Raw genomic sequence first — 15,052 nt, 5'->3', positions numbered from 1 at the left:
AAACGTATGTGCGATCACCATCATGCCACCCGGCACATTTTGTGTTCTCAGTGTGACTTGCTGGTGGCACTTCCCGCGCTTGAGGACGGTCATAAAGCAGACTGTCCTCGCTGTGGACATACGCTGACCACCCGGTGGACTGAGCCACGTCAGCGCCCCACCGCCTATGCGCTGGTGGCGCTGTTCATGCTGTTGCTGGCCAATCTCTTCCCCTTTATCAATATGAAAGTTGCCGGTGTCACCAGTGAGGTGACGCTGATGGAAATCCCTGGCGTGATGTTCTCGGAAGATTACGCCAGCCTCGGCACCTTTTTCTTGCTGTTTGTCCAGCTTGTCCCGGCTTTTGGCCTGGTGTCGATTCTGTTGCTGGTTAATCGCGTCTCTCTGCCCTGGCGCTGGCAGGCTTATCTGGCGCGCGTGTTCTTCCAGTTAAAATCCTGGGGAATGGCGGAAATTTTTCTCGCCGGCGTGCTGGTGAGTTTTGTGAAGCTGATGGCTTACGGCGACATCGGCGTCGGCAGCAGTTTTATCCCCTGGTGCCTGTTCTGTTTGCTGCAACTGCGTGCTTTTCAGTGCGTCGATCGACGCTGGTTGTGGGACGATCTCGCGCACATTCCACCGTTGAGCCAACCGCTAACGCCGGGCATCACCGGGATCCGTCAGGGGTTACGATCTTGTCCGTGCTGCACTGCGATACTGCCCGCAGATTTGCGCAAGTGCCCACGCTGTCATACCCGTGGTTATGTACGGCGCAGAAACAGCCTGCAATGGACGATGGCGCTGCTCATCACCTCTATCATGCTTTACCTGCCTGCCAATATTCTGCCGATCATGATCACCGATCTGCTGGGGGACAAAATGCCTTCGACCATTCTGGCCGGGGTTATTTTGCTGTGGGGGGAGGGATCGTATCCGGTCGCGCTGGTCATTTTTATCGCCAGTATTATGGTGCCAACGCTGAAAATGATCGCCCTTGGCTGGCTGTGCTGGGATGCAAAAGGCCACGGCAGGCGCGACAGCGAGCGGATGCACCTGATTTATGAAGTCGTGGAATTTGTCGGTCGCTGGTCAATGATTGACGTTTTTGTTATCGCCGTGCTATCCGCGCTGGTGCGCATCGGCGGCCTTATGAACATATACCCCGCAATGGGCGCATTGATGTTTGCGCTGGTGGTCATCATGACCATGTTTGCGGCAATGACTTTCGATCCTCGGCTGTCCTGGGATCGTGAACCAGAATCAAGCCATGAGGAGTGGTAAAAACATGGAGACGAAAAGTGGGGAAGCAAAGGTGCAAAAGGTAAAAAGCTGGTCGCCGGTGTGGATCTTCCCCATCGTGACCGCGCTTATCGGCGCCTGGATCCTGTTTTATCACTATAGCCATCAGGGGCCGGTAGTCACACTGATCACCGCGAATGCCGAGGGTATTGAGGCGGGTAAAACCACCATTAAAAGCCGCAGCATTAACGTCGGCGTAGTGGAATCTGCCACCCTGACAGACGATCTCAAGCGCGTGGAGATTAAAGCGCGCCTGAATGCCGATATGAGTAAACTGCTGCATGGCGACTCAGTGTTCTGGGTTGTCAAACCGCAGGTTGGCCGCGAGGGGATCAGCGGGCTGGGTACGCTGCTGTCCGGGGCTTACATTGAACTCCAGCCCGGTAAAAAGGGCGCACAGCCGGAAAGCTATCAGTTGCTGGATGCACCGCCGCTGGCACCGCCGGATGCGAAAGGTATCCGGGTGATCCTCGACAGTAAAAAAGCAGGACAGCTGTCGCCGGGCGATCCGGTGCTGTTTCGCGGCTATCGCGTTGGCTCGGTAGAAACCAGTACCTTTGATTCGGTAAAGCGCACCATCAGCTATCAGCTGTTTATCAATGCGCCGAACGACCGCCTGGTGACCAGCAACGTGCGCTTCTGGAAAGACAGCGGTATTGCGGTGGATCTGACGTCTGCCGGCATGCGCGTCGAGATGGGCTCACTGACCACGCTGTTTGGCGGCGGCGTCAGCTTTGACGTGCCGGAAGGTATCGATCTGGGCACGCCAGTGTCGGAAAAAACGGCCTTCACGCTGTTTGACGATCAGCGCAGCATTCAGGAATCGCTCTATACCGACCACATCGACTATCTGATGTTCTTCAAGGATTCGATTCGTGGCCTGCAAACGGGCGCACCAGTTGAATTCCGCGGTATTCGCATTGGTACCGTCAGCAAAGTTCCGGCGATGATGCCAGGTATGAAACAGGCGCTGGACAACGACTATCGCATTCCGATTCTGATCCGTATTGAACCGGAGCGGCTTGCCAGCCAGCTTGGTGAAATGCCGAATATTAAGTCCCACATCAATGAGCTGCTGAAAAGCGGTCTGCGTGGTGCGCTGAAAACGGGCAATCTGGTTACTGGCGCGCTGTACATTGATATGGATTTCTATCCGAAAGAGCCGCCGATAACCGGGATCCGTAAATATTCGGGTTATGAAATTATTCCAACCGTCAGCGGTGGGCTGGCCCAGATCCAGCAACGCCTGATGGATACGCTGGATAAGATCAACAATCTGCCGCTGAATCCAATGATTGAACAGGCGACGAGTTCGCTTAATGAAACCCAGCGCACCATGCGTCGCCTGCAAACGACGCTGGATAATCTCAACAAGATCACCGCCAGCCAGTCCGCGCAACAGTTGCCGGCGGATATGCAGAAAACGCTACGCGAGCTGAACCGCAGCATGCAGGGCTTCCAGCCGGGATCGGCGGCTTATAACAAAATGGTGGCGGATATGCAGCGACTGGATCAGGTACTGCGTGAACTGCAACCGGTACTGAAAACGCTGAACACCAAAAGCAATGCGCTGGTATTTGAAGCGAAGGACAAAAAAGATCCTGAGCCTAAGAGGGCAAAACAATGAAAAATGGATTAGTCATCGCCGCGACGCTACTGCTGGCGGCCTGTAGCAGCAACGTCGAAGAGACAAATTATTATCAGTTGCCAACGCCGCATCAGAACACGGCGCAGCGCCAGAACGGTCCGGCCAGTCGACTGTTGTGGGTAGAGCAGGTGTCCGTGCCGGATTATCTGGCGGGCAATGGCGTGGTGTATCAGACCAGCGAGGTAAAATACGCTATCGGCACACAAAACTTGTGGGCCAGTCCGCTCGATCAGCAGCTGCGCACGACGCTGGTGGCGAATCTCAGTCAGCAGTTGCCCGGCTGGGTGGTCGCTTCAACGCCGCTCGGTAATGAGCAGGATACGCTGAACGTCTCCGTTACGGGTTTCCATGGGCGTTATGATGGGCGGGTGATTGTCAGCGGTGAGTGGTTGCTGAACCATCAGGGGCAACTTCTCAAACGGCCGTTCCATATTGAGATGGCGCAGCAGCAGGATGGGTATGATGCGATGGTCAAAGTATTGGGTGAAGCCTGGAGCCGTGAAGCGGGCGACATCGCGCGGGAACTTAACCGTCTGCCCTGATTGCAATTAATCCTAAAAAACCGCCGTTTTGCTTACGCAACGGCGGTTTTTTTATGGCGCTATACCGGGCATTTACTTGTTCCGTCTCACACTTTTTGTACAAATGAAGTTCTGCATACCTCACATTTATGACAATGGTATGAATTTTGAGCATTGACGATGCCGCGCAACCGCGTTACAAAAGAGACGTGATTGCGCATTTTGTAATCACTGTTTTCTTTTCCACGAGACTCAAAAAATGAGGGAAACGAGGCATGAAGAGACAAAAACGAGATCGCCTGGAACGGGCACATCAACGAGGGTATCAGGCCGGTATTGCCGGACGCTCAAAAGAACTATGTCCTTACCAGACGCTGAATCAGAGGTCATACTGGCTTGGAGGCTGGCGAGAAGCCATGGAGGTCAGGACAGTAATCGCCTGATTCTGTCTCTTTAGTAAGAAACCTCCGCCTGGCGGAGGTTTCGCCTGTTAAGGCAATCAGAATGCAGACGTATCCTGGAACAGCCCAACTTTCAAATCGTTTGCCGTGTAAATCACGCGACCATCAACCAGCACTTCGCCATCCGCCAGGCCCATAATCAGACGACGGTTAACAATACGCTTGAAGTGAATGCGATAAGTGACTTTTTTCGCAGTCGGCAGAACCTGACCGGTGAATTTCACTTCACCTACACCCAGCGCACGGCCTTTGCCTTCACCGCCCAGCCAGCCGAGGTAAAAGCCTACCAGCTGCCACATCGCATCCAGGCCCAGGCAGCCCGGCATCACCGGATCGCCAATGAAGTGGCAACCGAAGAACCACATGTCCGGATTAATATCCAGCTCTGCTTCAACATAACCTTTATCGAAATTGCCGCCTTTTTCCGTCATCTTGACGACACGGTCCATCATCAGCATGTTAGGTGCCGGTAACTGTGGGCCTTTTTCGCCAAACAGTTCACCACGGCCAGAGGCAAGAAGGTCTTCTTTCGTATAGGATTCGCGTTTATCTACCATGTTTTAAGTGAGCCTTATTGTAAGTTTGGGACGCAGGATAGCTAACACGTGTACGCTGAACAAGTCCGATCAGTTCGGCATAAACCAGGCTAACCAGCGTAACGGCCAGGGAAAGCGATGTCGCGCTTCCTGCTGCGAGGCCTGAGCGATACGCTCCTGAATCGTCTGACTGAGCGTGGTTTGCCCCTCAGTATCCCAGGGCAGGTTTGTCAGTAAGGGTAGCGCATCTGTCACATCATCGATGGCCCAGATTGAAAATTCTCCGGCATCGACCGCGTCCAGCAGATCTTGCGGCAGACAAAGATGGCGCACATTTGCCGCAGGGATGATGATCCCTTGCTTACCGGTCAGGCCACGTTGCTGGCAGATAGTGAAGAAACCTTCGATCTTTTCGTTCAGGCCGCCAACCGGCTGCGCCCGACCGAACTGATCTACCGAACCGGTGATCGCCAGATGCTGATTAATGGGCACATCCGCCAGAGCACTGATCAGCGCACACAGCTCCGCCATCGAGGCGCTATCGCCGTCGACTTCGCTATAGGATTGCTCAAAGGTCAGCGAGGCAGAGAAGGGGATCTGCTGATCCAGTTGCAGCTCAGCCATTAAAAAAGCCTGCATGATCATCATGCCTTTCGCATGAATATTTCCGCCCAGCTCCGCTTTACGCTCAATATCGTTAAATTCGCCGTCGCCAATATGCACGACGCAACTGATGCGCGACGGCTCGCCGAAGGCGCGTGGGTGTCCGGGGAATTCGACCACCGAGAGGGCGTTGATCTGACCGACACGCTCTCCTTCGGTTTCGATGAGAATTTGTTCCAGCAGGATTTCATCCTGGATGCGTTCCGGTAAGTAACCTTCGCGCCATTCGCGCTGGCTGAGCATGGTCTGCAACTGCTCACCATCAAAGGTAGTGTCTGCGCCCAGCGCCGCTACTTCGCGCAACTGGCGTACCAGCCACAGCGGGCAAAGCGGCAACGTTTCCTGATCGCCGGTATAACGCACGGCTTCATGGATCAGCACCGGCCAGGCATCCTGTGCCGGAACGGGCAGGTCAGCGTTTTTAGCACTATGCAGCACCCACTGGCACCACTGCGCCATGGTTTCAGCGTCGGTAACTTGCAGGTTTTCTTCGTATTCGCTGTAAATGGATTGCGCGGCAAGCTCAGGCTCCATTTCCTGGAAGTCAGCCAGAGAATCGCGTTCTCCGACAAGGATCACTTTCAGTTGCAGCGGCATTGACGGCACGCTGACCGGTAACGGACGCGACTCATCAAAGGAAACCCAGTCGAAGCGCTGACGGGTGATGATGACTTTCAGGCGCATCCACAGCAAGGGTTGCGCCAGCAGCGTACGCAAGGAGATCACCAGTACGCCGCCGTTAGCCTGATGAACCAGACCCGGTTGCAAGCTGATCTCGTTATTAAACTGGCGCAAGCAGCCGAACAGTTGTTCTGCCTCTACCCAGTCGGCCAGCACCACGCGGCTTTTGGCGACGAAATTAGCCAACGGATCGGTGGCGGATTCAAACGTGACGCTACGGCCAGCAACACGATACTCGCCACCCATAAAAGGCTGATCTTCAGTGAGTAATTGACCCGCAGCATCAGCAATAAGACCCAGATATTCCACTTCCTCCGGCGCTTTTGCCAGCAAAAAGCGTGACGACGCCAGCGGGTGAAGCAGCTGCTCCAGCGCATAGTGTAAGCGGGGTTGTATGTCGCCGAGGGTAAATTCACTCTCAGGCACCACATCGGATTGTGTAAACACCTCCTGATAGCTATCGGTATCAGGAATAAGATCTTGCCGGGCTAGTTTAGTAATGGTCAAAGTTGAGGTTTTATCGTCAGAAGTAAAGGGCGGAATTATACCGTAAGCGGCAAAGCATCACATCAGGAATACGCGATTTCCTGGCACCAAAGTCATCTGCCTGCTCACAGGATATGATTTCTTTTCAGCAGATTGCTAAAAAACTGATATTCTGAACTGAGTTACAGGGTAACACTGAGAACGCGATGAAATACCAACAACTGGAAAATCTTGAAAGCGGCTGGAAATGGAAGTACCTGGTGAAAAAGCACCGTGAAGGTGAATTAATCACGCGCTATATAGAAACCAGTGCGGCGAAAGAGGCCGTCGATCTGCTGCTGACGCTCGAAAATGAACCGGTTCGCGTGAACGCCTGGATTGAGGAGCATATGAATGCGGCCTTAATGAATCGCATGAAGCAGACTATTCGCGCCCGGCGCAAACGTCATTTTAATGCTGAGCATCAGCATACCCGCAAGAAATCCATCGATCTTGAGTTTATGGTCTGGCAGCGCCTGGCAGGTCTGGCGCAGCGTCGCGGGAAAACGCTTTCGGAAACCATCGTGCAGTTGATTGAAGATGCGGAGCATAAAGAGAAGTACGCCAGTAAAATGTCGACGTTAAAGCATGATTTGCAGGCGTTACTAGGCAAAGAATAGGCTCGCATTTCGTTTTCAGCCGATAACCGGCAATAAAAAACCCCGCAGGGCGGGGTTTTTTTATAAGACGTAAACTTAAGCCTGCGGCTGAGTTACAACGTCTTTAACACCTTTAACTTCGATCTCAACACGACGATCCGGAGCCAGGCAATCGATCAGCGCAGGGCGCGCTTTCACGTTGTCACAGGTGCTGCCGGTAACCGGGTTAGATTCGCCCATACCACGAGCAGAGATCTTGTTGGACGGGATACCTTTAGAGATCAGGTAGTCAACAACAGACTGTGCACGTTTCTCGGACAGACCCTGGTTATAAGCGTCAGAACCGATGCGGTCGGTGAAGCCCAGAACAACTACGGAACCGTCTTTCGGATCCAGGTTGCTCAGCTGGGAGTACATCTGATCCAGAGCCTGTTGGCCTTCTGGTTTCAGAGTCGCTTTGTTGAAGTTGAACAGTACGTCAGACTTCAGGGTAAAGTGCTTGGTAGATACCTGCGGAGCCGGAGCCGGAGCCGGTGCAACTACCGGAGCAACGTCTTCCTGCTGGCCGAAGCGGTAGGAAACACCTACGCTCAGCAGACCGTTATCCTGACGGGTGCCAACAGTCTGTGCATCACCGATGTTGTTAACCCACTGGTATTCCAGACGGGTAGCAACGTCACGGGTAACAGCCCACTCCAGACCACCTGCGAATACCGGGGAAACACCGGTATCATGTTCTTTACCACGGAAGTTGGCATTGGAATCTGCACGCCAAACCATACCACCCAGACGGGTATAGATATCCAGATCGTCAGCGATCGGATAGCTCAGTTTGGTGGTCAGCTGAACGCCCTGCGCTTTGAACGCACCGTTTACGGTGTCGCCTTTATACGCTTCGCGGCCCAGCCAGTCGTAGCCCAGTTCAAAGCCAACGTACGGGTTAACCTGATAGCCACCGAACGCACCAGCACCCAGTTGATCTTCACGGGTCGGGCCGTCGTTGTTGATGAAACCGGTGTCATGGAATTGGGACCAGCCCACTTTAGCACCAGTGTACCAGGTGTTATCTTTCGGAGCGGCCTGCGCTACAGTAGCGAAGCCAGCCAGTGCCACTGCAATCGCGATAGCTGTCTTTTTCATTTTTTGCGCCTCGTTATCATCCAAAATTCGCCATGAATTTCTCGCCAGAGAAAACACGGTTTAAATCCTTCACCGGGGGTATTGCTCAAAGTAACTTTACCGATATCTTCGGTTTATGCCGAGCACCCCTGGCGATGTAAAGTCTACAACGTAGTTGGAAACTTACAAGTGTGAAGTCCGTCAGGCATATGAAAAAAAAGCTTTCTGCGCGTAATATTTAACATTTATGGCGAGAATATAAACAACGGAAATCAGCGCAAACCGCACCAGACAGGCATCGCAGGACGATTTAGCTTAAGAACCAGACAGCACAGTATTCCGCAAAAAAAATCCCAGGAATTATCTTAAACTGGCTTAATGATACAAATTCGAGTGAATTTTTAACCCTGAATGCTGTCTTGTGGCGTGAGGATCCATCCGCACCGGACGCATAATAAAGCCCATCGCGTTGCCTTCTTCAGCAGCCTGAACCAGACGCTGGTGCTCCAGATCTGTTAAATCTTCAGCATGCCAGCCGATCACTACGCTGTAATTTCCCGTCCGTAAGGCCCTGATCATCGATTCCAGGGTGTCGTCAGGTGAAAGCTGACTGATCTGCATCAGTTTGGTCAATGGCAAACCCGCGGCCTGAACCCATTCACGGCTGAGTTTTTGCTGCGGCGTTAGCCACAGCTGCCAGCGTGATTGCTGACCAAGTTGTTGCAGAAGAGGTAATAACAGCAACTGCGTCATGCCGGGCTGGTCTTCACGATAAACCACTTCACTAATGAGGCCAGTCGAGTCGCTGGCCGATTTTGCCTGTGTACGGTTGCCCGTCAAAGCATTAAATGTTGATGCACGATTAGCGTAACCTGAAGTGTACATAATCAATCCAACCCTGATAGTTACTGTATGGATGTACAGTAACTCCTGTACGTACAAAGATCAACCTCAATTTCTGAAAGCGCCTCGCAAATTTGGGCTATATCTCGTGCCCGCATGAAAATCATCTTGCCCGTTGTGGGCAACTTCCCTATGTTTCTCACTAACGGATCCGTTACTTCAAAACAATGCCCTTATGCCATGATTTTAAAGGAATAATCATGAAAGATATGTCTTATCGACGGATCTATGAATCACGTGAATGCCTTTCCACGTTAGGTACAATTCGACATCGTGCGCTGTTTGGCGGCTACAGCCTTGCCGTTGATGATACGGTGTTTGCCATGGTCGCTAAGGGTGAACTTTATCTGCGTGCATGTGAGAAAAGTGCCGAATACTGTGCGCAACATCCGGCCCCTTTTTTGACCATAATGAAACGCGGCAGACCAGTGTTACTGAACTATTATCGCGTGGATGAAAGTCTTTGGCAGGATCGGGAAACGCTGATGAAACTTTCTGCCTGGTCGCTGACCGCCGCGTGGAAAGAAAAGATGCAGCGTCTGTGTAAACCGAGGCTGAAAGATATGCCAAACCTGAATTTTCAACTAGAGATGCTACTGTGGGAAGCAGGAGTACCGGATGTGGCCACGCTAAAAAAATTGGGTGCCAAGGCGTGTTGGCTGCGCTTACGGACGATAAACACGCACCTGGGAGTCAATGTGCTGATGGCGCTGGCCGGCGCCATCGAAGGAATGCATCAGGCTGCACTTCCGCTGCAACTGCGCCAGGCGTTAAAGACATGGCACACCGAATTTGAGGCTGAAAGTTGCCAGCCTCAGCGGATAACCTGACGTTGCAGACGGCTGATTTCGGGTAGCAGCGCCACCACCAGTCCGATCTGTTGCAGCACCAGTGGTTCCTTGCTGTCTGAGCGAGATTCCACTTCCGCAATACGTGCAACCAGCTGCGCCAGCGTTTTTTGAACGCGTTCCTCATCGGCGGGGGAGTGATGCAACGCGTCGTCAACATAGCACACCGCGTCATCCAGCAGACGCAGGATCTCCCCCGAGGTCAGTTTTTCGCGGTGAGCGCCCAGCGCGGAAATATAGCTGGTAAAAGTATGGTTGAGGCACAGTAGACGAAACGCGGCGTCGCGTAATTCCGCTGATACGCCAGGCTCTGTGGACATATTTGACACCACTGACGCCAGTTCGGCATCACGATTATGCGCATCGCGCCGAGCAATACGGTAGGCCATCCGGTTATCACGTCCCTGATGATACTGTTCGAGGATGGCATCCAGGTAGCGGCAGTTAGCATCAATGGCCTGCTCCAGAACGCGCGGGAGATTACGAAAACGCCAGTCTGGCCAGATGAAACTGACGGCGGCCCAGGCAATCGCACAACCAATCAGGGTATCAATAATGCGCGGAATGGCGACTTCAAAGCCTTCTCCGAGCAGGTTAAAGCACAGCAGCACCAGAAGGGTAATAAACATCGTCGCATGGGCATACTGCACATGTCGAAACGCGAAGAACAGCACGCCGGTAATGACGATCAGGATCAGCTGGCCTTCTATGGACGGCACAAAATAGAGCACTGGCAGACCAATCGCCACGCCCACCAGCGTACCGATAATACGCAGTGCCAGACGGTGTCGGGTGGCATTGTAGTTTGGCTGGCAAACAAACAGGCTGGTCAGCAGGATCCAGTAACCGTGCTCCAGCCCGGTAAGCTGTATAAAGGCATAACCTACGCACAGGACGATGGACATGCGTATTGCATGGCGGAACAGCGCCGATTCCGGCGACAGATTTCGGCTCAGGCGGGCGCGAATATCACTGACGCCATTAAGACCGTCATCCGCCAGCATGTTTTCCGTATCGTTACCCGATAAGGCCTGCGCCTGTTCGGATTCGATGGTGGCCAGCTGTGCGTCAATGGCGCGAAGGTTCTGCAGCAGGAAACCCAGTGCTTTCATCTGCTCGTCGGAGGTGCTGCCTGCGCGGGCGCGATCCAGTGCGGCGTCCAGATGGGTGAACACACGCTCAAATCGTCCATCATGCTGATAGGGAACACGCAATAAAATGCAGCGCGACAAATGCGCACACGCCTGAGACTGCATGGAGAGCAGGCGCTGAAAGCGGAACATTACGTCACTGTAGCGAAACTGTTCGCGTAAGGTCTGATATTGAATATGGGAGGAACTGGCACGCTCGTGAATGTCCTGCGCTGCAAAGTAGTAATGCAGGGTACGGCGAGTACCCCGCTGACCGCGGTCGCCGCGCAGCCGGGTTAAGAGAGACGTTTTAGTCTGGTTCAGCGTGGACACTAGCTGGCCGTTTGCCAGCGCCAGCTCATACAGCGGTTCCTGGCTTTCGTCTTCAATATCGGGATCAAACAGGCGGGATTTCAGCTCAAGAAAATGCGCCAGCTGTTCATAACAGCGTGCAAGGTTGTCCTGTAAAGGGCGGATCGGGAATACCAGGTGACCGATCAGCGTTAGCAGATTAAACCAGACGGCACCCGCCAGCAGCAGGAGCGGTTGCTGATACCACTGTTCGAAAAGCGAAATGCCGAGCATGGTATAAATAGCAATCAGCAGGCCGCCAAACGCGATGGTGGCGTAGCGCTGGCCCAGTCCGCCGAGCAGAATAAATCCGCTGGTGGAAATAATCAGCCCAAGCGCAAACAACCACGGCCACGGGAAAAGCAGCTCTACCGAGGCCGAGGCGATAAAAAAAGAGATCAATGTGATCAGCAGATTGCGTAAGCGACCGGCCAGCCGGTCGTCAAGATCTGCCAGCGCCGCCGCTACTACGCCGAGCGTCAGCGGGATGGTCAACTTTACATCGCCCATCCACCACGGCAGGGCAGTGGTGCCGCACAGCGCGATAAAAATTCTGGCGTTATACAGCCAGGAACTGTTCCATGTATAGCGGCGAAGCAGGGGGCTGAGCATCGTGGTTCAGATCCTTAATTATTGAACACGGCGACGGGCATTGGCTTCACGGGCAGCGCGCGCTGTCTCCACCGAAACGACGCGGCGACCGACCGGCCACAGTGCAATAGCGGCGATCTTAAAGTTCGCGATGCCAACCGGAATGCCAATAATTGTCAGACACTGGGCGATGCCTGACACGATGTGCATCAGGCAGAGCCACCAGCCGAACAGCACAAACCACAGAATGTTCAGCAACGTCCCGCCCGTATTCATAATGGCGCTGGACTCTGTCGGCGACAGCTCATCCACATGCACTGCTTCATTTCCGTAAGGCAGCAGAGAAAGCTTAGTGATCTCCCAGCAGGAACGGGTCAGCGGCAAAGTGATCACCAGTACAACGCTGACCAGGGTTGCCAGCAGCCAGGCCAGGGTAGTGAAAAATCCACCCAGTACAAAATTCAAAGTATTCAGTACAGTACGCATAAATCCTCAAGCAATAGCCGTTAACGAAAAGGCCCACCAATAGTAACGATTTTTTGGGCTGGAGCACACATTCTCTGGCGGTTACACTGGCATATCACGACATGAGTTGGGAACGGCACGTCATGGAACTGAAAGCGACTTCTTTAGGAAAACGGCTGGCGCAGCACCCCTATGACCGGGTGGCGATTTTACACGCTGGTGTCAAAGTGTCTGGCGACCGCCATGAATATCTCATTCCATTCAATCAGTTAATCAGCATCGAATGCAAACGCGGCCTCGTCTGGGGCGAGCTGGAGTTTGTTCTGGTGGACAGTAAAGTTGTGCGACTGCACGGTACGGAATGGGCGCAAACGCAGCAGTTCTGGCAACATCTGCACAGCCGCTGGGAACAGTGGAGTAAAGAGATGAGCGAGGTTGCGGCGGGTGTTTTGCAGTCGCAACTGGATGCTATTAACGATCATGTTGATCAGGGGAAATGGCTGACCCGTCAGCAGACCGAAGGATTACAGCAACAGATCCGCCGCGCATTCGATGCGCTGCCGCTGCCGGTCGCAAGGCTGGCGTCATTTGATAATTGCCGTGAACTCTGGCACCAGTGTCAGGCGTGGCTGGCGGATGTGGAAGGTCGACGGGCGGAGCATAATCAGGCCTGGACCGACGCCATGCTCAAGAAATATGCCGATTTCTTTGCCCATATCGAAAGCTCACCGCTGAATCCGGCACAGGCGCGGGCGGTCGTCAACGGAGAGTCGTCGCTGCTGGTGCTGGCTGGTGCCGGCAGTGGTAAAACCTCCGTGCTGGTGGCGCGTGCGGGCTGGCTGATGACGCGCGGCGAAGCAGCACCGGATCAGATCCTGCTGCTGGCCTTCGGGCGTAAGGCAGCGCAGGAGATGGATGAACGCATCCGCCAACGGTTGCATACCGAAGACATTACCGCGCGTACCTTTCATGCGCTGGCGCTGCACATCATTCAGCAGGGCAGCAAAAAGATCCCGGTCATCAGTCGGCTGGAAAATGACACTGAGGCGCGGCAAAAATTATTTCTGGATGCCTGGCAGCAACAGTGCAGTGAGAAAAAAGCGCAGGCCAAAGGCTGGCGGCAATGGCTTGAAGAAGAACTTGACTGGGCAGTACCGGAAGGCAATTTCTGGAGCGATGTGAAGTTACAGCGGCGACTGGCTGGCCGACTCGATCGCTGGGTCAGTCTGATGCGCATGCACGGTGGGGCGCAGGCCGAGATGATTGCCGGGGCGCCAGATGAGATCCGCGATCTGTTTTCGAAGCGCGTGAAGCTGATGGCTCCGTTGCTGAAAGCATGGAAATCAGCGTTAAAAGCTGAAAACGCCGTCGATTTTTCCGGACTCATTCATCAGGCCATTAACGTGCTGGAGAAAGGGCGATTCATCAGTCCGTGGAAGCATATTCTGGTCGATGAGTTCCAGGATATTTCGCCACAGCGCGCGGCACTGTTGTCTGCGTTGCGTCGCCAGAATTCACAAACCTCGCTGTTCGCGGTCGGTGATGACTGGCAGGCTATTTACCGTTTTAGCGGTGCACAACTTGAACTCACTACGGCCTTTCACGAGTACTTTGGTGAGGGAGATCGCTGCGCGCTTGATACCACCTACCGCTTTAATCAGCGTATTGGTGAGGTGGCGAACCGTTTCATTCAGCAAAACCCGGCGCAGATGTCCAAACCGCTCAACAGCCTGACGGCGGGGGAAAAGAATGCGGTAACGTTGTTGTCGGACGACCAACTGGATGCGCTGCTGGATAAGCTCAGCGGTTATGCAACCCCTGACGACCGCATCCTGATCCTGGCACGCTATCATCACCTGAAGCCAGCGACGCTTGCAAAAGCGGCGACCCGCTGGCCAAAACTGAATCTCGAGTTTATGACCGTTCATGCCAGTAAAGGACAACAGGCCGAGTATGTCATCGTGCTGGGTTTGCAGGACGGGCAGGAAGGTTTTCCTGCGCCACAGCGGGAATCGGTTATGGAGCAGGCATTGTTGCCGCAGCCGGAAGATTTCCCCGATGCCGAGGAGCGCCGTTTACTTTACGTGGCGATGACGCGGGCGCGAAAACGCGTCTGGCTGCTGTTTGATAAGGCGCAGCCGTCGCGATTTGTGGAAGTCTTAAAGCGACTGGACGTGCCGGTGGCGCGTAAACCCTGATAAAACTCAGGCGGGCAGCGCCGCCTGGGTGTTGTCACTTCAGGCGTTCTGCCAGATAGCGCTGATAGTCCGGGATCAGAATGTCCACGCTGTCACTGAAGGTTGGCGACTGGATAATAAAATCCGCAGTCGACATATTGGTCGCCACCGGAATGTTCCAGACGGTCGCCAGACGCAACAGCGCTTTTACATCCGGATCGTGCGGCACCGCGTTGAGCGGATCCCAGAAGAAGATCAGCACATCAATTTTCCCTTCCGAAATCAACGCGCCGACCTGCTGATCTCCCCCCATCGGGCCGCTCAGCATGGCGTTTACCGCAAGTCCCGTGGCGCGAGAAATCAAATTACCCGTAGTGCCGGTGGCATAGAGTTCATGCTGGGCCAGGATCGGCTGGTGGCGCTCCACCCAGTTCATCAGCATTTTTTTGCAGTGATCGTGGGCGACAAGCGCAATATGTTTGCGCGCGGGAATAGTACGGGTAGTCAGTTCCATCATCGTTTTCCGGGAGTGAATTTCGTTACAGATTACTGGAAG

General features: G+C 53.9%; 14 protein-coding genes. 7 read left to right on the top strand and 7 right to left on the bottom strand.

All coding sequences use genetic code 11. The features are described from left to right. Window positions 1-6: 6 nt before the first annotated feature. The 4 genes from pqiA (at window position 7) to rmf (ending at window position 3,890) form a co-directional block, all read left to right on the top strand. Window positions 7-1,260 carry a membrane integrity-associated transporter subunit PqiA gene (gene pqiA / locus KW828_RS02380; protein ID WP_218334822.1) on the top strand — a complete coding sequence of 418 codons (1,254 nt, stop codon included), beginning with the start codon at window positions 7-9 and terminating at the stop codon, window positions 1,258-1,260. Between the two features lie 4 nt (window positions 1,261-1,264). Next, the gene (gene pqiB, locus KW828_RS02375) at window positions 1,265-2,905 is read left to right on the top strand and encodes an intermembrane transport protein PqiB (RefSeq protein WP_218334821.1); all 1,641 of its coding nucleotides are present in this window, start codon (window positions 1,265-1,267) and stop codon (window positions 2,903-2,905) included. Next, a complete protein-coding gene (pqiC, locus tag KW828_RS02370; RefSeq protein ID WP_218334820.1) occupies window positions 2,902-3,468 on the top strand; it encodes a membrane integrity-associated transporter subunit PqiC in 567 nt (188 codons plus the stop codon). The genes pqiB and pqiC overlap by 4 nt, the downstream gene beginning before the upstream one ends. Before the next feature lie 254 nt (window positions 3,469-3,722). Next, complete coding sequence (rmf, locus tag KW828_RS02365) at window positions 3,723-3,890, top strand: ribosome modulation factor (protein ID WP_072568064.1); 168 nt, start codon at window positions 3,723-3,725, stop codon at window positions 3,888-3,890. Window positions 3,891-3,946: 56 nt separating this feature from the next. Here rmf and fabA read toward each other — a convergent pair whose 3' ends face one another. Next, complete coding sequence (gene fabA / locus KW828_RS02360; RefSeq protein WP_088219732.1) at window positions 3,947-4,465, bottom strand: bifunctional 3-hydroxydecanoyl-ACP dehydratase/trans-2-decenoyl-ACP isomerase; 519 nt, start codon at window positions 4,463-4,465, stop codon at window positions 3,947-3,949. Between the two features lie 69 nt (window positions 4,466-4,534). Next, window positions 4,535-6,295: a Lon protease family protein gene (locus KW828_RS02355; protein ID WP_218334819.1), complete on the bottom strand. Its 1,761-nt coding sequence runs from the start codon at window positions 6,293-6,295 to the stop codon at window positions 4,535-4,537. Window positions 6,296-6,480: 185 nt separating this feature from the next. On the opposite strand from KW828_RS02355, the gene matP reads away from it, so the two are divergent. Continuing rightward, window positions 6,481-6,933: a macrodomain Ter protein MatP gene (gene matP / locus KW828_RS02350; protein ID WP_218334818.1), complete on the top strand. Its 453-nt coding sequence runs from the start codon at window positions 6,481-6,483 to the stop codon at window positions 6,931-6,933. A gap of 75 nt (window positions 6,934-7,008) precedes the next feature. On the opposite strand, the gene ompA is transcribed toward matP, so the two are convergent. Together ompA and sulA are read right to left on the bottom strand one after the other, a co-directional pair. Then, window positions 7,009-8,052: a porin OmpA gene (ompA, locus tag KW828_RS02345; RefSeq protein WP_218334817.1), complete on the bottom strand. Its 1,044-nt coding sequence runs from the start codon at window positions 8,050-8,052 to the stop codon at window positions 7,009-7,011. Between the two features lie 354 nt (window positions 8,053-8,406). Then, entirely contained in the window at window positions 8,407-8,916 is a 510-nt protein-coding gene (gene sulA / locus KW828_RS02340) for an SOS-induced cell division inhibitor SulA (RefSeq protein ID WP_218334816.1), read from the bottom strand. Between the two features lie 218 nt (window positions 8,917-9,134). On the opposite strand from sulA, the gene KW828_RS02335 reads away from it, so the two are divergent. Continuing rightward, a complete protein-coding gene (locus KW828_RS02335) occupies window positions 9,135-9,764 on the top strand; it encodes a TfoX/Sxy family DNA transformation protein (protein ID WP_218334815.1) in 630 nt (209 codons plus the stop codon). Here KW828_RS02335 and yccS read toward each other — a convergent pair. Both yccS and KW828_RS02325 read right to left on the bottom strand, forming a co-directional pair. Then, window positions 9,749-11,875 (bottom strand): YccS family putative transporter, encoded by a 2,127-nt coding sequence (yccS, locus tag KW828_RS02330; RefSeq protein WP_218334814.1) that lies wholly within the window; start codon window positions 11,873-11,875, stop codon window positions 9,749-9,751. The two genes, KW828_RS02335 and yccS, sit on opposite strands and share 16 nt — an antisense overlap. An 18-nt stretch (window positions 11,876-11,893) precedes the next feature. Further along, window positions 11,894-12,340 (bottom strand): YccF domain-containing protein, encoded by a 447-nt coding sequence (locus KW828_RS02325; RefSeq protein WP_218334813.1) that lies wholly within the window; start codon window positions 12,338-12,340, stop codon window positions 11,894-11,896. 122 nt (window positions 12,341-12,462) lie between these two features. Between KW828_RS02325 and helD the strand changes: the two genes are divergently transcribed. Next, window positions 12,463-14,517 carry a DNA helicase IV gene (gene helD, locus KW828_RS02320; protein ID WP_218335355.1) on the top strand — a complete coding sequence of 685 codons (2,055 nt, stop codon included), beginning with the start codon at window positions 12,463-12,465 and terminating at the stop codon, window positions 14,515-14,517. A 34-nt stretch (window positions 14,518-14,551) separates the two neighbouring features. Here the strand turns inward: helD and mgsA are convergent, their stop codons facing one another. After that, window positions 14,552-15,010, bottom strand: a complete 459-nt coding sequence (mgsA, locus tag KW828_RS02315) for a methylglyoxal synthase (protein ID WP_218335354.1) — start codon at window positions 15,008-15,010, stop codon at window positions 14,552-14,554. Between the last annotated feature and the right edge of the window lie 42 nt (window positions 15,011-15,052).

Source organism: Enterobacter sp. ENT03 (assembly GCF_019218745.1).
In the GTDB taxonomy this organism is placed as follows: domain Bacteria; phylum Pseudomonadota; class Gammaproteobacteria; order Enterobacterales; family Enterobacteriaceae; genus Enterobacter_D.
The sequence above is the reverse complement of the archived record's forward strand: the minus strand, read 5'-3'. Positions and strand labels throughout refer to the sequence as shown.